General features: G+C 68.2%; 14 protein-coding genes. 7 read left to right on the forward strand and 7 right to left on the reverse strand.

Annotated elements, in window-relative coordinates; translation table 11 throughout:
• Positions 1-137: 137 nt before the first annotated feature.
• From ACT9AS_RS07725 to thpR, 3 genes are read left to right on the forward strand one after another with little or no spacing between them, the layout of a single operon-like run.
• Positions 138-845 carry a DUF5666 domain-containing protein gene (locus ACT9AS_RS07725; RefSeq protein WP_445099538.1) on the forward strand — a complete coding sequence of 236 codons (708 nt, stop codon included), beginning with the start codon at positions 138-140 and terminating at the stop codon, positions 843-845.
• Positions 846-885: 40 nt separating this feature from the next.
• The gene (locus tag ACT9AS_RS07730) at positions 886-2,781 is read left to right on the forward strand and encodes an ATP-binding cassette domain-containing protein (RefSeq protein WP_445099539.1); all 1,896 of its coding nucleotides are present in this window, start codon (positions 886-888) and stop codon (positions 2,779-2,781) included.
• Positions 2,782-2,794: 13 nt separating this feature from the next.
• Positions 2,795-3,373, forward strand: coding sequence for an RNA 2',3'-cyclic phosphodiesterase (gene thpR / locus ACT9AS_RS07735; protein WP_445099540.1), 579 nt, complete (start codon positions 2,795-2,797; stop codon positions 3,371-3,373).
• Positions 3,374-3,391: 18 nt separating this feature from the next.
• On the opposite strand, the gene ACT9AS_RS07740 is transcribed toward thpR, so the two are convergent.
• The 5 genes from ACT9AS_RS07740 to ACT9AS_RS07760 are packed head-to-tail and all read right to left on the reverse strand — an operon-like array spanning position 3,392 to position 10,497.
• A complete protein-coding gene (locus ACT9AS_RS07740; RefSeq protein WP_445099541.1) occupies positions 3,392-4,033 on the reverse strand; it encodes a TetR/AcrR family transcriptional regulator C-terminal domain-containing protein in 642 nt (213 codons plus the stop codon).
• 17 nt (positions 4,034-4,050) lie between these two features.
• Positions 4,051-4,659, reverse strand: a complete 609-nt coding sequence (locus tag ACT9AS_RS07745) for a TetR family transcriptional regulator (RefSeq protein WP_445099542.1) — start codon at positions 4,657-4,659, stop codon at positions 4,051-4,053.
• Positions 4,656-6,065: an efflux transporter outer membrane subunit gene (locus ACT9AS_RS07750; RefSeq protein WP_445099543.1), complete on the reverse strand. Its 1,410-nt coding sequence runs from the start codon at positions 6,063-6,065 to the stop codon at positions 4,656-4,658. The genes ACT9AS_RS07745 and ACT9AS_RS07750 overlap by 4 nt, the downstream gene beginning before the upstream one ends.
• The gene (locus ACT9AS_RS07755) at positions 6,058-9,213 is read right to left on the reverse strand and encodes an efflux RND transporter permease subunit (RefSeq protein WP_445099544.1); all 3,156 of its coding nucleotides are present in this window, start codon (positions 9,211-9,213) and stop codon (positions 6,058-6,060) included. Before ACT9AS_RS07755 ends, ACT9AS_RS07750 begins: the two co-directional genes overlap by 8 nt.
• Before the next feature lie 12 nt (positions 9,214-9,225).
• Positions 9,226-10,497, reverse strand: a complete 1,272-nt coding sequence (locus tag ACT9AS_RS07760) for an efflux RND transporter periplasmic adaptor subunit (RefSeq protein ID WP_445099545.1) — start codon at positions 10,495-10,497, stop codon at positions 9,226-9,228.
• 215 nt (positions 10,498-10,712) lie between these two features.
• Between ACT9AS_RS07760 and ACT9AS_RS07765 the strand changes: the two genes are divergently transcribed.
• On the forward strand, positions 10,713-13,250 hold the full coding sequence (locus ACT9AS_RS07765; RefSeq protein WP_445099546.1) for an excinuclease ABC subunit A: 2,538 nt from the start codon (positions 10,713-10,715) through the stop codon (positions 13,248-13,250).
• Between the two features lie 12 nt (positions 13,251-13,262).
• Here ACT9AS_RS07765 and ACT9AS_RS07770 read toward each other — a convergent pair whose 3' ends face one another.
• A complete protein-coding gene (locus tag ACT9AS_RS07770) occupies positions 13,263-13,991 on the reverse strand; it encodes a 2OG-Fe(II) oxygenase (RefSeq protein ID WP_445099547.1) in 729 nt (242 codons plus the stop codon).
• Positions 13,988-15,085 carry a bifunctional DNA-binding transcriptional regulator/O6-methylguanine-DNA methyltransferase Ada gene (gene ada, locus ACT9AS_RS07775; protein ID WP_445099548.1) on the reverse strand — a complete coding sequence of 366 codons (1,098 nt, stop codon included), beginning with the start codon at positions 15,083-15,085 and terminating at the stop codon, positions 13,988-13,990. The genes ACT9AS_RS07770 and ada overlap by 4 nt, the downstream gene beginning before the upstream one ends.
• Positions 15,086-15,321: 236 nt before the next feature.
• Between ada and ACT9AS_RS07780 the strand changes: the two genes are divergently transcribed.
• The 3 genes from ACT9AS_RS07780 to ACT9AS_RS07790 are packed head-to-tail and all read left to right on the forward strand — an operon-like array spanning position 15,322 to position 18,543.
• The gene (locus ACT9AS_RS07780; RefSeq protein WP_445099549.1) at positions 15,322-15,732 is read left to right on the forward strand and encodes a GntR family transcriptional regulator; all 411 of its coding nucleotides are present in this window, start codon (positions 15,322-15,324) and stop codon (positions 15,730-15,732) included.
• A gap of 33 nt (positions 15,733-15,765) precedes the next feature.
• Entirely contained in the window at positions 15,766-16,686 is a 921-nt protein-coding gene (locus tag ACT9AS_RS07785) for an ATP-binding cassette domain-containing protein (protein ID WP_445099550.1), read from the forward strand.
• Between the two features lie 36 nt (positions 16,687-16,722).
• Positions 16,723-18,543 carry a hypothetical protein gene (locus ACT9AS_RS07790; RefSeq protein ID WP_445099551.1) on the forward strand — a complete coding sequence of 607 codons (1,821 nt, stop codon included), beginning with the start codon at positions 16,723-16,725 and terminating at the stop codon, positions 18,541-18,543.
• Positions 18,544-18,563 lie beyond the last annotated feature (20 nt).

Below are 18,563 nucleotides of genomic sequence, written 5' to 3' on the forward strand. Positions count from 1 at the left end.
CCATTACAACGGAGCCCATTACAACGGAGCCCATCGATTAAACGGGAGCCCATCGATCTCCCGGCTGTTCACCCGATAACCGTGCGTTCACCCGCCGCGAATGATCCTCCGCGAGGCACCACGAGGAGACAGTCGCCATGAACGTCGAACGGCAAGCCCGATTTCCCGAGGGACCTCGTCACCACCGGCGCGCCGTATTGCGCTGGCTGGCCTTCGCCTTCGCGTCCATGCTGCTGGCGGGTTGCGTCAGCGGCTACGGCAATGGTTCGGGGAGCGGGTATGGCGACCGGTATGGCGGCGGCTACTCCGACTATCGCAGCCAGCGCGTACTCGGCACCGTGCAGGACATCGACCCGCGTTACGGCAGGATCGTGCTGAGCACGGATGATCGCTACGGCAACCGCGGTTCACGGGTCGCGTTGCGCTTCGACCGCAACACCCGGCTGTTCTACCAGGGGCGGCAACAGGCGGTCAGCGGGCTGGAGCGCGGCGACGGCGTCAGTGTCGACGCGGTGCGCTCGAACGGCGAACTGTGGGCACGCCAGATCGAGGTCGTGCACAACGTCCGCGATGGTTATGGCGGTGGCAACTACGGTGGTGAGCTGCGCGGTGCGGTGAGCTTCGTCGATCCGCGTGCGCAGGTCATCGGCATCTCAGGTGGCGGCTACGGCGGGAGGCGCGAGCAGGTCCGTTACGACAACCGCACCGTGGTCGAGTACCGCGGGCGTCGGGTGCGTCCGGAACAGCTGGAATCCGGCGACATCGTGAGCATCCAGGCACGGCGCTGGGGCAACGACTGGTTGGCCGAGCGGATCCGGGTGGAGCGCAGCGTCCGCGAATACTGACGCAGGCGACCGCCGCAGCCCGGCCACGTAGAATGGGCGGATGCCCCTGATTACCCTGAACAACGTCGACTACAGCGTCGGCGGCCCGCTGCTGCTCGAGAACGTCGATTTTTCGGTCGAACCGGGCGAGCGCGTCGCCCTGATCGGTCGCAACGGCGCCGGCAAGTCCACCCTTTTGAAGCTGCTGTCGGGCGACATCCACGCCGATGACGGCGAGATCCGCCGCGAGGGTGGGGCGCGTATCGCCCGGCTCGAGCAGGAGGTCCCGGCCGGTGCCGACGGCGACGTGTTCGACGTGGTCGCCGACGGCATGGGCGAGCTGGGCAAGTGGCTCGCCGAGTTCCACCACCTCAGCCACGCCGACGAGTTCGACGCCGACGCGATGTCGGCGGTGCAGGCCAAGATCGACGCCGCCCAGGGCTGGAGCGCCGACCAGCGCGTGGTCGAAACCCTCGACAAGCTCGGCCTCGACGGCGACGCGCCGTTCTCCGGCCTGTCGGGCGGCATGAAGCGCCGGGTGCTGCTGGCGCGTGCGCTGGTGTCGGCGCCCGACCTGCTGCTGCTGGACGAGCCGACCAACCACCTCGACATCGAGTCGATCGACTGGCTCGAAAGCTTCCTCAAGTCGTGGCAGGGCGCGCTGATCTTCGTCACCCATGACCGCCGCTTCCTGCGTGCGCTGGCCACCCGCATCGTCGAGATCGACCGCGGCCAGCTGACCAGCTGGCCCGGCGACTGGGCCAACTACGAGCGCCGCCGCGAGGAGCGGCTGAACGCCGAGGCGCAGGAGAACGCGCGCTTCGACAAGATGCTGGCGCAGGAGGAGATCTGGATCCGCCAGGGCATCAAGGCCCGTCGCACCCGCGACGAGGGCCGGGTTCGCCGGCTCAAGGCGATGCGCGTCGAGCGTTCGCAGCGCCGCGACCTGACCGGCAACGTCAGGATGGAATTCGCCCAGGCCGAGAACTCGGGCAAGAAGGTGATCGAGGCGAAGCACGTCTCGTTCGACTTCGGCGGCAAACCCTTGCTTGATGACGTCTCGACGATTGTTTTCCGCGGCGACCGGATCGGCCTGATCGGTCCCAATGGCAGCGGCAAGACCACGCTGCTGAAGACCCTGCTCGGTGATCTGCAGCCGAGCGTCGGCGAGGTCAAGACCGGCAGCAACCTGCAGATCGCCTACTTCGACCAGTACCGCGCGACCCTGCGCGAGGACTGGAACGCGCTGGAGAACGTGTCCGAGGGCCGCGAGTTCGTCGAGGTCGGTGGCAAGCAGAAGCACGTGATCGGCTACCTGCAGGACTTCCTGTTCACCCCCGAGCGCGCCCGCGCGCCGATCACCCGGCTGTCGGGCGGCGAGCGCAACCGGCTGCTGCTGGCCAAGCTGTTCGCCCAGCCGTCCAACCTGCTGGTGATGGACGAACCGACCAACGACCTCGATGTCGAGACCCTGGAGCTGCTGGAAGAGCTGCTCGGCGACTACCCCGGCACGCTGCTGCTGGTCAGCCACGACCGCGACTTCCTCGACAACGTGGTGACCTCGACGCTGGTGATGGAAGGCAACGGCCGGGTCGGCGAGTACGTCGGCGGCTACAGTGACTGGCTGCGCCAGCGCCGGGTCGAGTTCACCGCGCCGGCGTCGGCCCGCTCCACGTCGGCAAAATCGGCGTCGATGCCGGTCTCGCCGGTCGCCGCCGCGGCCGCTACCCCGTCGGCGCCGAAGCGCAAGCTCAGCTACAAGGACGCGCGCGAGCTGGAACAATTGCCGCAGCGGATCGAGGAGCTCGAGGCGAGGGTGGAGGCAATGACGGCCGAGATGAACGAGCCCGCGTTCTACCAGCGCGGCGCCGACGGCATCGCCGCGCACAACACCGCGATGGCCGAGGTGCAGGCCGAGCTCGACCGCGCCTATGCGCGCTGGTCGGAGCTGGAGTAACGGGTCGCAGCCCATGCAGCAGCCCGACCTTGCCGGCTTCGCGGCACCCGATAACAACCTCCACCGGCTGTTCTTCGCCTTGTGGCCGGCGGATGACGTTCGCCAGGAAATCTCCGACGCGGCGTCCCGGTTGCTGTGGGAGCACGAGCCCGGTGGCCGTCGGATCGGTCCACACCGTTACCACCTGACGCTGCAGTTCCTGGGCGACTACGCCGAACTGCCGCCGTCGCTGGTGGCGCAGGCCAGCGCGGCCGCCGCTTCGGTCACGGTCGCACCGTTCGAGCTGGTGCTCGATCGCGCCGGCAGTTTCCGCAACCGTTCGATCCCGTGGTGGCTGGGCTGCGAGACCGTGCCCGACGGGCTGCTGCAACTGTGGGATTCACTCGGCGCCGCGCTGGCGCGGTCGGGCGTGCGTGTGCAGTCTGGAAAGGCGCTGGTGCCGCACGTGACCGTGTTGCGCGATGCACGCGAACCGCTGCCCGCACAAGGGATCGAACCGCTGCACTGGCCGGTCGACTCCTTCGTGCTGATCCACAGCGAGTTGGGCGCGCGCAACGCCTACACCCAGGTCGGCCGATGGTCGTTGCGCTGACGCTTTTACGCTTCGCGATCAGCGCGCATGCGCCAGCAGGAACGTCCGCACCGCGGCATCGACATGCGCCGTTGCCTTGTCGGGCTCGCCGGTCTCGCCCATCAGCAGGCGAATGAAGGGCTCGCTGGCGCTGAGGCTGAAGAACTGCGAGGTGGCGCGATCGAAGTCGTCGACGGCGAGATGGCCGGCATCGGCCTGCTCGCGCAGCAGGCTCGAAAACGCCTGCTGGTACGGCGCGATGGACTGCTGCCAGAACGAGTGCTGGACCGACTGCGGGGTGTCGCGGGCGAGGATCAGCATGCGCTGGATGTCGACCATCAACGGGCTGGTCGCGAGCCGGTACAGCCCGCAGCCGATCGTGTGCAGGCGCTCGGCCAGGTTGCCGCGCGGTTCGTCGATCAGTTCGGCCGGTGACGGCAACTGCAGCAGCAGGCGCTCGAAGGTCGCGTCGAACAATGCCTCCTTGCTGGCGAAGTGGTTGTAGATCGTCGCTTTGGAGACGCCGGCGTGCTGGGCGAGCTCGTCCATGCTGGTGCCGTCGAAGCCGAGCCGGGTGAACATCCGGCGGGCGTTCTCGAGGATGGCGTCGTGCTTGCCGGTGTCGGTCGGACGGCCGCGCCGGATTTCGCCGATGATGGGTGGCGGCAGGTCCGGTTTCACGGGCGCGTCCTCGGCGGTCATGGTTTCAACAGCATCGGCACGAACTCGTGCAGCGCCGATGAAAGCAGGCTGCGATCGAGGTCGGGTTCGCGGGTCTCGCGCAACTTCAGCCCCTCGAACAGGCATTGCAGCAGTAGCGCGCGACCCGGGGCGCCCGCGGCCGGAACATCATGGCCGCCCGTCTCGCCGCCGCGGGTCAGCCAGTCGACCAGGGCGGCACGGACGGTGGCGTCGTAGCGGTCCAGCGCGGCCGCGATCTGCGGGTCGCGGGTCGCCTCGGCGGACATTTCCAGCAGCAGCGCCGCGTTCATGCCCTTGGCCTCGTCGGCACACGAGCGGCCGTAGTTCTGCACCATCTCGGCGGCCAGGTCGATCCGTCGGTTGAGCCGGATGTCCTCGCGCAACAACTGCAACTGGCGGTCGACGATCGCCAGGATCAGCGCGTTCTTGTTCTCGAAATAGCGATAGATCAGCCCGGCACTCATGCCGGCGGTTTCCGCAATGCTGGCAATGCTGGCGGCGTGGAAGCCGTGCGCGATGAAGCATTGCTGCGCCGCGTCGAGAATGCGGTGGCGCTGGACCTCGGCGCGTTCCTGCGCCTTGGTCGGCTCGTTCGTCGTGTTCATGTCCCGGATTCGTTCCAGCCTCCGCCCAGCACCCGGTACAACGTCACCCGGTTGGCCTGTTCGGCCAGTTGCGTGGCCACCAGCGACTGGCGCGCGGCATACAGCGTGCGTTGCGCATCGAGCAGGATCAGGTAGCTGTCCTGGCCGGCGTCGTAGCGCGCCTGCGACAGCTCGTGCGCGCGGGTGGCGGCAGCGACCAGCGCTTCCTGCGCGGTGCGTTGCTCGGCCAGCGTGCGGGACAGCGCCAGCGCGTCGGAGACCTCGCGGAAGCCGGACTGGATCGATTTCTCGTACTCCGCCAGCGCGATGTCGCGATCGGCCGTCGCCATGCCCAGCGCCGACGTCAGCCGGCCGCCTTGGAAGATCGGGATGTTGATCTGCGGGATGAAACTCCAGATACCGTTGCCGCCATTGAACAGCCCCGACAACTCGTCGCTGGTGCTGCCGACGCTGCCGGTCAGGGTGATCGACGGGAAGAACGCGGCACGCGCAGCGCCGATGTCGGCGTTGGCCGCACGCAAGCGGTACTCGGCGGCGAGCACGTCGGGCCGGCGCAGCAGCACCTCCGACGGCAAGCCGGCCGGCAGGCTGGCGAGCCCGCTGACCTCCGGGGTGAACGCGTCCGGCAGCAACGACGGCTCGACCGGGCCGCCGACCAGCAACGCCAGCGCGTTGCGATCCTGTGCGACCTGGCCTTCGAAGCGGGCCACGTCCGAACGTGCGGTCTCGACCACGGTGCGGGCCTGGCTCACGTCCAGCCCCGACACCGCGCCGAGGTCATGGCGTTGCTCGGTCAGCTTGAACGACGCTTCCTGGCTGGCGAGCGTGGCCTGCGCGATCGACAGCAGTTCGCGGTCGGCGGCCAGCGTCAGCCAGGTGTTGGCGACTTCGGCAATCAGCGAGAGCTGTGCGCTGCGACGTGCCTCGTCGGTGGCGAAGTAGCGCTGCAACGCGGCCTGGCTGAGGTTGTGCACGCGGCCGAACAGGTCCAGCTCGAACCCGGCGACGCCGGCGGCGGCGGAGTAGCTCTCGCTGACCTCGAGGTTGTCGCCACCGCTGCGGGTCATGCTGACCTCGCCGCCGAGCGACGGCAGGCGATCGGCGCGCTGGATGCCGTACTGCGCGCGCGCGCGTTCGACATTGAGCACGGCCACCCGCAGGTCGCGGTTGTTGGCCAGCGCCTGCGCGACCAGTTCGTCCAGGCGCGGATCGGCGAAGAAATCGCGCCAACCGATGTCGGCGGTGATCGTTCCGGTGCCATCCGTCGCGACCGGGGTGGTCGCCGGCAGCGGCCACTCGGCCGGGATCGACGGCGCGGCCTCGGGCAACGGCGGTTGCAGGGTTGAGCAACCGGCGACGAACAGGCTCGTCGCAATCGCCAGGGAGGTGATCAGTGGCTTAGTCATGGGTGGAACCTCCTGCCGGTGCATCGAGGGCCGGCTCGTTGGCCGCGCGCTTGCCGCCGAACAGGCGCTGCACGACCACGAAGAACAAGGGAACGAAGAACAGGCCGAGCAGGGCGCCCATGACCATGCCGCCGAGCACGCCGGTGCCGATCGCACGCTGCGCGCCGGAACCCGCGCCGGTGGCGATCGCCAGCGGCAACACGCCCATGCCGAACGCGAGCGAAGTCATCAGGATTGGGCGCAGTCGGTCGCGCACGGCCTGCATGGTCGCCTGCACCAGTTCCATGCCTTCGGCCATGTAGTCCTTGGCGAAGGCGATGATCATGATCGCGTTCTTGCTGCTCAGGCCGACCGTGGTCAGCATCGCGACCTGGAAGTAGACGTCGCGCTCCATGCCGCGCAGGCTGTTGGCCAGCACCGCACCGAGGATGCCCAGCGGCGCGACCAGCAGCACCGCGGTCGGGATCGTCCAGCTTTCGTACAGCGCGGCCAGGCACAGGAACACGATCAGCAGCGACAGCGCGTACAGCAGCGGCGTCTGTGCGCCGGCCTGGCGTTCCTGGTAGGACAGGCCGGTCCACTCGATGCCAACGCCGGCTGGCAGTTCGCCGATCATCCGCTCGACCTCGAGCATCGCGTCACCGGAACTCACGCCCGGGGCGCTCTCGCCCTGGATCTGCATCGCCGGCACGCCGTTGTAACGCTCAAGCCGCGGCGAGCCGTACTCCCAGTGCGAACCGGCGAACGCGCTGAACGGCACCATCTCGCCCTGGTCGTTGCGGATCGACCACAGGTTGAAGTCCTCCGGCACCATCCGGAACGGCGCGTCGGCCTGCATCATCACCCGCTTGACCCGGCCGCGGTCGATGAAGTCGTCGACGTACTGGCCGCCCCATGCCGTTGACAGCGCCGAGTTGATGGAGGCGATCGACAGGCCCAGTGCGGCGGCCTTTTCGGTGTCGATGTCGAGCTGGAATTGCGGGGTGTCCTCCTGGCCGTTCGGGCGCACGTTGACCAGCATCTCGTTCTGCGCCGCGGCGCCGAGGAACTGGTTGCGTGCCGCCAGCAATGCGTCGTGTCCCACGCCGGCGTTGTCGGTCAGGTAGAAGGTGAATCCGGCCGCGGTGCCCAGTTCCGGCATCGCCGGCGGTGCGAACGCGAACGCGAGGGCGTCCTTGATCTGGCTGAGCCCGGCCATCGCACGACCGGCGACCGCATCGACGCCCAGTTCGTCCGACTCGCGCTCGCTCCAGTCCTTGAGCTTCACGAACGCCATGCCGTTGTTCTGGCCGGAACCGCCGAAGCTGAATCCCTGCACGCTGAACACCGACTCGACCGCTTCCTTCTCTTCTTCCAGGAAGTAGCGCTCGACTTTTTCCATCGACTCCATCGTGCGTTCCTGGGTGGCACCGACCGGCGCCAGGATCTGCGAGAACAGTACGCCCTGGTCCTCGGCCGGCAGGAACGAGCTGGGCAGGCGGATGAACAGCAGGCCCATCACCAGCGACAGCGCCACGAAGATCGCCATGAAGCGTTTCGGACGGCCGATCATGCCGCGCACGCCACGACGGTACTTGCTGCTGCCGGCGTCGAACTTGCGGTTGAACCAGCCGAAGAAGCCCTTCTCGCCGTGGTGCTCGCCCTTGTGCAGCGGCTTGAGCATGGTCGCGCACAGCGCCGGGGTCAGCACGATCGCGACCAGCACCGACAACGCCATCGCCGAGACAATCGTCGCCGAGAACTGCCGGTAGATGACGCCGGTCGAGCCGGACATGAACGCCATGGGCACGAACACCGCCGACAGCACCAGGCCGATACCGACCAGCGCGCCGGTGATCTGGTCCATCGACTTGCGCGTCGCCTCAAGCGGCGACAGGCCTTCCTCGCTCATGATGCGCTCGACGTTCTCGACCACCACGATCGCATCGTCGACCAGCAGGCCGATCGCCAGCACCATCGCGAACATCGTCAGCATGTTGATCGAGAAGCCCAGCGCGGCGAGCACGCCGAACGTGCCCAGCAGCACCACCGGCACCGCGATCGTCGGGATCAGGGTGGCGCGGAAGTTCTGCAGGAACAGGTACATCACCAGGAACACCAGCACGATCGCCTCGAGCAGGGTCACGATCACGCCCTTGATCGACACCTGCACGAACGGCGTGGTGTCGAACGGCAGCACCGACTTCAGGCCCGGCGGGAAGAACGGCGCCATCTCGTCCAGGGTCGCCTTGACCCCGGCCGCGGTGTCCAGCGCGTTGGCGCCGGTGGCCAGCGAGATCGCGACGCCGGTGGCCGGCTGGCCGTTGTAGCGGGTGATGAACTCGTAGTTCTCAGCGCCCATCTCGACCCGCGCGACGTCGCCCAGTTTGAGCACCGAGCCGTCGGAGTTGCTGCGCAGCACGATGTCGCGGAACTGCTCCGGGGTCTGCAGGCGCGACTGCGCGGTGATCGAGGCGTTGATCTGCTGGCCTTCGACCGACGGCGCCGCACCCAGCGCGCCGACCGCGACCTGCGCGTTCTGGGCCTGGATCGCGGCGCTGATGTCGCCGGGGGTGAGCCGGTAGGTGTCGAGCTTGTTCGGGTCCAGCCAGATCCGCATCGCGTACTTGGCGCCGAACACCTGCAGGTTGCCGACGCCGGGGACGCGGCTGAGCGGGTCGACCAGGTTGGCGCCGACGTAGTCGGAGATGTCGTCCTTGGACATGCTGCCGTCCTCGGACACGAAGCCGATGACCTGCAGGAAGCCGCTGGCCGACTTGCTGACGTTGACGCCCTGGCGCTGCACTTCCTGCGGCAGCAGCGGCATCGCCGACTGCAGCTTGTTCTGCACCTGCACCTGCGCGGTGTCGGGGTCGGTGCCGTTGGCGAAAGTCAGGGTGATCGCGGCGCTGCCATTGCCCTCACTGGTCGAGGAGAAGTACAGCAGGCCGTCGAGGCCCTTCATGTCCTGCTCGATGATCTGGGTCACCGAGTCCTGCACCGCCTTGGCCGACGCGCCCGGATACACCGCGTTGATCGCGACCGTCGGCGGGGCGATGGTCGGGTACATCGAGATCGGCAGGGTGAAGATCGCCAGCGCGCCGGCGAGCATGATGATGATCGCGATGACCCACGCGAAGATCGGTCGATCGATGAAGAAACGTGCCATGTCTGGGGTCCGTTATTGCTTCGACGCGTCGGCGTCGGCGTCGGCGGGAGCGGCAGGCTCGGCTGCATCGGGGTTGTCCGCGGCCGCCGGTTCGGCGCCCGCGGGCTGGCCTTCCGCCGGTGCGGCCTCGGTGCCGGCCGCTTTGTCCGCGCCGGCTTCGGTCGCCTGCACCGGGGCGCCCGGCTGGATCTTCTGCAGGCCCTCGACGATTACCTTGTCGCCGGCCGCCAGGCCATCCTCGACCAGCCACTGGTCGCCGACGGTGCGGCTGACCTTGACCGCGCGCGGCTCGACCGTGCCGTCCTTGCCGACCACCATCGCGGTCGCGTTGCCCTTGGGATCGCGGGTGATGCCCTTCTGCGGCACCAGCAGGCCGTCCTGGCGCACCGCCGAGCCGACCACCGCACGCACGTACATGCCGGGCAGCAGCAGGTGGTCGGGGTTTGGCACCTCGACCCGCAGCAGGTAGCTGCCGGTGGACGGGTCGACGGTGATCTCGGAGAACGCCAGCTTGCCGTCGTGCGCGTACTCGGTGCCGTCTTCCAACAGGATCGTCACCGGCAGGTCGGCCTGCTCGGCGGTGCCGGCGGCGAGGCTCTTGCGCAGGGCCAGCAACTCGCTGCTGGACTGGGTCAGGTCGACGTACATCGGGTCGGTCTGCTGGATGGTCGCCAGCGGCGTGGCCTGGTTGGCGGTGACCAGCGCGCCGCGGGTGACCGACGACTTGCCGATGCGGCCGCTGATCGGCGCGCTGATGCGGGCGTAGTCGAGGGTGACGCTGCGGCCCTGTAAAGCGGCGCGGGCGACGCCGACATCGGCCTCGGCCTGGCGCAGCGCGGCGACGGCGTTCTCGTTGTCCTGCTTGCTGACGGCGTCGATCTTCGCCAGCTCGGCGGTACGGCGGGCGGTCAGCTGCGCGGATTTCAGGGTCGCCTCGGCGCGGGCGAGGGCGGCCTTGGCGCTGCTGGCGTCGGCCTGGTAGGCGGCGTCCTCAAGCTGGTACAGCGGCTGCCCGGCCTTGACCAGGCCGCCTTCGTCGAACAGCTGGCGCTCGACGATGCCGTTCACCTGCGGCCGGACTTCCGCGACCAGGAACGGTGCGGTGCGGCCGGGCAGTTCGCGGGTCAGCGTGACCGGTTGGGCCTGCAGGGTGACCACGGTGACCGGGGCGGGCGGCATCTGCTGCTGCGCTTCGTCGCCACCGCAGGCGGCCAGTGCGACGGAGAGGGCCAGCGGCAGGACGAGCACGCGGCAACGGCGGACCAGGCGAGGGGTCTTGGACATGGGAGAGGCTCGGATCGGAAATGGGGTTGGGCTGGACGGACCAGTTCAGGCGCGGAAGAATGAACGATCATTCTTTTTTTGTCAAAGCAACGGACGTCCCGCCAAAGTCGGCAACAGGACCGCCGCAGCGTGCACCCGTGAGGGTTACGGCATCGTCAGTTGCGGATTCATGGTCCACCATGGCGACCCCGTCTTTTCAGGAGCCGCCGTTCGCCATGCCCGATCGCCGTACGCCGCAAGCCCATCCGGACCGCGATCGCGCCGGCCATGTCCAGGTGCGCGGCGCGCGCGAGCACAACCTGAAGGACATCGACGTCGACATCCCGCGCGAGGCGCTCGTGGTGTTCACCGGCGTGTCCGGCTCGGGCAAGTCGTCGTTGGCGTTCGGCACGCTGTACGCGGAGGCGCAGCGGCGCTATCTGGATTCGGTGGCGCCGTATGCGCGGCGGCTGATCGACCAGGCGGGGGTGCCCGACGTCGACTCTATCGAGGGCCTGCCGCCGGCGGTCGCGCTGCAGCAACAGCGCGGCGCGCCGACCACGCGGTCCTCGGTCGGCAGCGTCACCACGGTCTCGAACTCGCTGCGGATGCTGTATTCGCGCGCCGGCAGCTACCCGGAAGGCGCCCCGATCATCTATGCCGACGGCTTCTCGCCGAACACGCCACAGGGCGCCTGCCCGCAGTGCCATGGGCTCGGCCGCATCTACGAGGTCACCGAGCGGTCGATGGTGCCGGACGACTCGCTGACCATCCGCGAGCGCGCCGTCGCAGCCTGGCCACCGGCATGGCACGGGCAGAACCAGCGCGACATCCTGGTCACGCTCGGCTACGACATCGACATCCCATGGCGCGAGCTGCCGCAGGAACAGCGCGACTGGATCCTGTTCACCGAGGAGCAGCCGACGGTCGGGGTCTATCGCGACCTGACCCCGGCGCAGACCCGCGCGGCGGTCGAGCGCGGCGACAACCCCAGCTACAAGGGCACCTTCAGCAGCGCCCAGCGCTATGTGCTGCATACCTTCGCCAGCACCCAGAGCGCGCTGATCAAGAAGCGGGTCGGGCAGTACATGGTCGGCACGCAATGCCCGTCGTGCGACGGCAAGCGATTGCGGCGCGAGGCATTGGCGGTGACGTTCGCCGGGCTCGATATTGGCGAGTTGTCGCGGTTGCCGCTGAAACAGGTGGCCGAGCTGTTGCGCCCGGTCGCGGCCGGCGAGGCCGCCGGGCACGACGACCATCCCGAGCAGGCCGAGGTAGCCCGGCGCATCGCGACTGACCTGCTGGCGCGGATCGAAATCATCATCGGCCTCGGCCTGGGCTACCTGTCGCTGGAGCGCAGCACACCGACGCTGTCGCCCGGCGAACTGCAGCGCCTGCGGCTGGCGACGCAGATCCGCTCCAACCTGTTCGGCGTGGTCTACGTGCTCGACGAGCCGTCCGCCGGTCTGCACCCGGCCGATACCGAGGCGTTGCTGGTCGCGCTGGAGCAGCTCAAGGGCGCCGGCAACTCGCTGTTCGTGGTCGAGCACGAGACCGAGGTGATCCGCCGCGCCGACTGGCTGGTCGAGCTGGGTCCGGCGGCGGGCGAGCAGGGCGGGCAGGTGCTCTACAGCGGTCCGCCGGCCGGACTGGCGGAGATCGAGGCGTCGCCGACGGCGCGCTACCTGTTCGACCGCAGTCCGCAGCCGCCGCGCGCTCCGCGCGAGCCGGACGGCTGGCTGGAACTGCAGGGCGTGCGCCGCAACAACCTCGACGGTATCGACGTGGCATTCCCGCTGGGTGTGCTGACCGTCGTCACCGGCGTGTCGGGTTCCGGCAAGTCGAGTCTGGTCAGCCAGGTGCTGGTCGAATTGCTTGGCGAGCATCTGGGCCACGAGGCGCCGGCCGAATCCGACGAGAGCGAACTGCCGGACGAGGCGGGTCCGGTCACGGACGGGCGCATCGTCGCCGGGCTGGATCGCGTGCGGCGACTGGTGCGGGTCGACCAGAAACCGATCGGACGCACCCCGCGTTCCAATCTGGCGACCTACACCGGCCTGTTCGACCACGTGCGCAAGCTGTTCGCGGCGACCCCGGAAGCGCGCAAGCGGCGATACGACGCCGGCCGCTTCTCGTTCAACGTCGCCAAGGGCCGTTGCGGGAATTGCGAGGGCGAGGGCTTCGTCAGCGTCGAGTTGCTGTTCATGCCGAGCGTCTACGCGCCGTGCCCGGTCTGCCATGGCGCGCGCTACAACGCCAAGACGCTGGAGATCCGCTATCGCGACAGGACGATCGCCGACGTGCTCGGCATGACCGTCGACAGCGCGGCCGACTTCTTCGCCGGGGATGCGCAGGTCGCGCGCCCGCTGGCGGCGCTGCGTGAAGTCGGGCTGGGCTATCTGCGCCTCGGCCAGCCGGCCACCGAGCTGTCGGGTGGCGAGGCGCAGCGGATCAAGCTCGCGACCGAGCTGCAGCGGGTGCAGCGCAGCGGCACGATCTACCTGCTCGACGAACCGACCACCGGCCTGCATCCGGCCGACGTCGAGCTGCTGATGCGCCAGCTCGACGGCCTGGTCGAGGCCGGCAACAGCGTGATCGTCGTCGAGCACGACATGCGCGTGGCGGCCGCCGCCGACTGGATCGTCGACATCGGCCCCGGTGCGGGCGACGAGGGTGGGCGGGTGGTCGCGCAGGGCACGCCGCAAGCCGTCGTGGCGTCGAAAGACAGTCGCACCGCGCGCTACTTGGCGACGGAGCTGGCCACGCACGGCTGAGCGACGGCCGCGTCAGGCGGCGTCGTGGAAGATCACGCCCAAAGTGTGCCGGTGGCCCCGGCGGATCCGGCTGACCCCGTGTCGCAGGTTGACCCGGTAGATGCCGCGGCTGCCCTGCACCGGCCGCTGGTGGACCGCGAAAACAACCGCGTCCCCCTGCTGCAACGGCACCACTTCCGGGCGTGACTGCATGCGCGGGCGCTGCTCGGTCAGGACGAACTCGCCGCCATCGAAGTCGCGCCCCGGTTGAGACAGCAGCACCGCGAGCTGCAACGGAAACACGTGTTCGCCGTAGAGGTCCTGGTGCAGGCAGTTGTAGTCGTCGGCACCGTATTGCAGCAGCAGTGGAGTGGGGCGTCGCTGGCCGGCGCGGTGGCAGCGGTCGATGAATTCGGCGTGGCGGTCGGGATAACGGACATCGATGCCCATCGCCGCGTTCCAGCGGTTGGCGATCGGTGCCAGTCGCGTGTAGAACGCCTCGCGCAAACCGCCGACGAGGTCCGGAAGCGGATAGGCGAAGTACCTGTACTCGCCGCGCCCGAAGCCGTGGCGCCCCATCACCACGCGGCTGCGGAACAGGGCGTCGTGCGGGTACAGCTTCGCCAGCTCATCGCATTGCCGCGCCGACAGCAATCTCGGCAGCACCGCATTGCCGCGGGCGTCGAGGTCGGTGGCGACACGGGCCCAGTCCAGCGATTGCATATCCGGAACACCCGGCAATGCCTGCAACTGCGCGTTCATGCCTGGGCCTCGCGGTCGAGCAGGGTGCGCTTGCGTTCCACGCCCCAGCGGTAGCCGGACAATGCGCCGTCGTTGCGGACCACGCGATGGCAGGGGATGGCGACCGCGAGGGTGTTGGCGGCGCAGGCCGCGGCGACCGCGCGCACCGAGTTTGGCGAACCGATGCGTTGGGCGATCTCGCTGTAGCTGGCGGTGCTGCCGGCCGGGATCGTCCGTAGCGCCTGCCACACGCGTTGCTGGAATGCGGTGCCGCGCACGTCGAGCGGCAGGTCCAGGCCAAGCTGCGGCGCTTCGACGAAGCCGACGATGGTCGCGACCAGCCGCTCGAACTCCGCGTCGCCGCCGACCAGCTCCGCATTCGGGAAGCGGTCCTGCAGCTCGCGCGCCAACACGTCCGGATCGTCACCCAGACTGATCGCGCAGATGCCGCGATCGCTGCGCGCGACCAGGATCGCGCCGAGCGCGCACTGGCCGATCGCGAAGACGATGCGGGCGTCCATGCCACCTCGGCGATAGCGGTTCGGGGTCATGCCGAGGACCTCGCCGGCCTTCTCGTAGAAACGCGCATTGGAGTTGTAGCCCGCGTCGAAGATCGCGTCGGTCACGCTGTTGCTGCGCGTCAGTTCGGTCCGCACGCGCTGGCTGCGATGGGCCGTGGCGTAGGCCTTCGGCGTGACGCCGGTGATCGACTTGAACACGCGGTGGAAGTGGTAGGGGCTCAGCCCGGCCCGCCTGGCCAGTACCTCCAGCGCGGGTGCCTGTTCCGACGCCTCGATGAAACGGCAGGCATCGGCCACGGTGGCGGCGTGGGTGTCATGCAGCGATGGCTGGTCGGGCTTGCAGCGCTTGCACGGCCGGAAGCCCGCTCGTTCGGCATCCGCGATGGTCGCGTGGAAGGCGACGTTTTCCGGCCGCGCCCGGCGCGCACCGCAGGAGGGCCGGCAGTACACGCCGGTGGTCTTTACGGAGTAATAGAAGCGCCCATCGGCCTCGGCATCGCGGCCGACGATGCTCGCCCAGCGCGGGTCGATTTCGGTCGCGGTGATGGCCGTCTGTCTGGGTTCAAGGCCACGGTTGCGGGCAATGGCGTTCATGCGGATTCCTCGTTGACCAGGAGGCCGGAGCCTTCCGTTGGGGTCAATGTAGAGAGGCCGGGCTGCCTCCGATATCCGGGTCTTGCGGCTGAATTCGGCAATTGTGTTGCAGCCGAGCTTTGCGGATGCCCGTTATCCATGATGCCGGAGCCCTTCGTGGCCCAATGAAAAAAGGGCTTGACATCCTGCGGTCGGATCAACTGTACTATCTGTAACAGTACAGATGGGAGGCCCGCATGCCCCGTACCCAGGCCCTGATGATCCAGATCGTCACCGGCGATCCGCGCCCGATCGGGAAGCAGATCGTCGATGCGGTGAGGATGAAGATCGCGACTGCCGAGCTTACGCCCGGCGGACAACTGCCGAGCGTGCGTGGGCTGGCGCAACAGTTGGGCATCAATCCCAACACCGTCGCCAAGGCTTATGCCGAGCTGACCACCGAGGGCTGGCTGGAATCGCGCCAGGGACTGGGCCTTTTCGTGGCCCCGCCGCGCCAGCGCCTCAGCGACGGCGAGCGCGAACGCCGGCTTGATGACGCCATCGCGCGCTTCCTCAACGACGTGGTCGTGCTCGATTACCCGCCCGAGGAGGTACAGGCCCGCCTGCGCCACGGGTTTCAAGCGCTGTCGCCGCGAAAAACCGCCTGATTCCCATTGAGCCGCCACACACCGGAATCCAACATGTCCACCGACTACGTCATCGAGACCGTCGCCCTCACCAGGCGCTACGGCTCCAGGTTCGCGCTCGATCACCTCGACCTGAACATCCCGCGCGGGCGTATCCACGCCATCGTCGGGGCCAACGGCGCCGGCAAGTCGACCCTGTTTCGCGTCCTGCTCGGCTTCCTGCCGCCTAGTTCGGGCGAGGCGCGCATCCTCGGCCAGGACAGCCGGCACCTCACCCCGGACGTCCGCGGTCGCATCGGCTTCGTCAACGAGGAACACACATTGCCGGGCTGGATGAAGGTATCGGCGGTGACCGCGATGCAGCAGCACCATTATCCGCGCTGGAACCAGCAGGCCTTCGACAGTGTCATCGGCCATTACCACGTATTGCCGGAACAGAAGGTCGGCCAGCTTTCACGCGGCGAACGTGCCGGCTTCAATCTCGCCCTCGCGCTTGCGCAGGCGCCGGAACTGCTGGTGCTGGACGAACCCACCCTGGGTCTCGACGTCGTCGCCAAGCGCGCCTTCCTCGAATCGCTGCTGTACAGCAATGCCGCCGATGACATCACGGTGGTCTATTGCTCGCACCAGATGGAGGAGATCGAACGCGTCGCCGACAACCTGATCATCCTGGAACGGGGGCAGCTGAAGAACATGTCGGCGCCCGACGACTTCCGCGACCGTGTCAGCTACTGGGTCGCCGACATCCCCTTCAAGGGACCAGAGCCGGAAATCGTGCCGGGGTTGCTGGAACTGCAACGCATAGACGGCCTGCAGCACTACCTGGTGCTGGACCAGGACGAGGATTTTGCCGAGTTCCTGCGGGCCTGTGGTGCGCGTTCGGTACAGAGCATGCCGGTAAGCCTGGACCGGGCGGTCAATGGCTTCCTGGCCAAGAACCATGCGGCGCCTATGGCGTCCGCTGGCGTCGCCTGAGCGCGCCAGACACCAGCACGACGGGGAATTATCGACATGAAAGACCTGTTCAAGGCCGAGCTGCTGCGTTTCCGCATTTGGGCCATTGCCGCCGCCATCGTTCACCTGATAGCGCTCGGTTTCATGAGCCGCCTGGTCGACCTGGCCCAGCAGCCCAGGATGGTTTACCAGGTGTTCGGCATGGTTTACGTGGTCGGCGGCGCATTGCTGGGCCTGTACCAGATGGGCAGCTACCGCCGGCCGAGCCACTGGCTGAACCTGCTGCATCGGCCATTGCATCGTTACAGGATCGCCTCCGCATTGTTCGGCGCTGGCGCCGTGGTGTTGTTGCTGGCGGTCGCACTGCCGATTGCGCTGATCGCGAGCTACCAGGAAACCCTGACCGCGCGCGTGGTCGACCTGCGCCATTGGCTGCTGCCGCTGGCGGCGCTCCTGCTGGCACTGTGCGGGTACCTCGCCGGTGCCTACGCGATGCTTGCCAACCGGCGGTATTCGGTGGCGGTAGTGATGCTGCCGACGCTGTTCCTGTTCGCGCAGGCTGGTGGCATCGCCGCGATTGCGGTGCAACTGACGGTGCTGATGTACCTGGTGGTTCTGGTCGGCATCGCCTTCAGGCCCGATCTGGGCGAGGCGCCGCGCGGCGTCGGTGCCGTGGTTGCGACTGCGCTACCGGCGCAGGTGGGCGCTTACTTCCTGCTCTGGATGCTGGGGATCGGCTACGAGCTGGCGTGGACCGCAGTGGGCAGCCATCCGCTCAACGGCGGTACGCCGTCGGAAGACGGCTACATCGCCACCGACCGTGCCGAACCCGGGGACCGGTTGCTGGCCGGCATAACCGACAGCCGGCATCCGGATGCGCCGTTGTGGCGCCAACAGGTCGCGCTGTCGGATGTGTCGGTGCTCAGCCCGATGCGCAACCTGCCGCGACGCCACCAGTTGACCAACACCATGCAGCCGCCGGAGTTCGACGACCCGGAACGCAGCATTCGCTGGGTGTTCAGTCACGATCGCATGCGGTTTGTCGGCTACGGCACGAAGGACAAACAGGCACGTGGCGAACTCGGTACGGGGCCGGCGCAGGGCGACTTCCCCGGGCCGGCGCTGCCGTACGCCGGCAATATCGTGTTCACGCCGACGGTGGCCTACCAGTACGACGAGGAACAGCAGCGCCTGTTCCCGCGCGTCGCGCTGCCGGCGGGCGAAGTGTTCGCCGACCCGCCGCATCCCGTCGGCGAGAACCTTGCCGCGATGAGCAACCGCGCGCTGTACTTCTATCCCGGGCGCGAGGCTGCCAACACGCTCGATCCACTGCGGCCGCTGCTGCGCGTTCCGCTCCCCGGCCCGGTCGGGCAGCTGATGAGCGTCGACCTGATCGAGTTGCTGGACGGATATCTGGTGTCGTTCGCCTTCACCAACGGTGCCTGGGCGGGAGAGGCCACTCCGTACCAGCAGGTGCTGCGCGTGGACGGCGAGGGCAACGTGGAGTCGGTGGCCCGGCGTGCGCTCGGCTTTGACCTGCCGCGCACTTACACGATGCGCACCTGGTGGCTGTCACCGGTGCTGCGCGAGCTCTGTCTCGCGGCGCAGCAGCTGTTCGCGACGCCCAATCCGCTCGACGACGGTGACATCCCGCCGCCGCCGCGATACATCGTGGTGCTGGCCGGCGTGCTGTGCCTGCTATCGCTGCTCGGCGCGGTCTGGTTGACCCGGCGCCAGGCACATGGGCCGCTGGCGCGCTGGAGCTGGGTGCTGGCATGCGGCGTCATCGGCCTGCCGGCATTGGTCAGCCTGCGGTTGTTGTTCCCGATGCGCGAAGTCGTGGACCGGGTGTCGCTCGTACAGGTTGCGAACGCGTAGTCACAGACGGCAGGAACTCT

The organism is Lysobacter sp. F60174L2 (genome assembly GCF_052547135.1).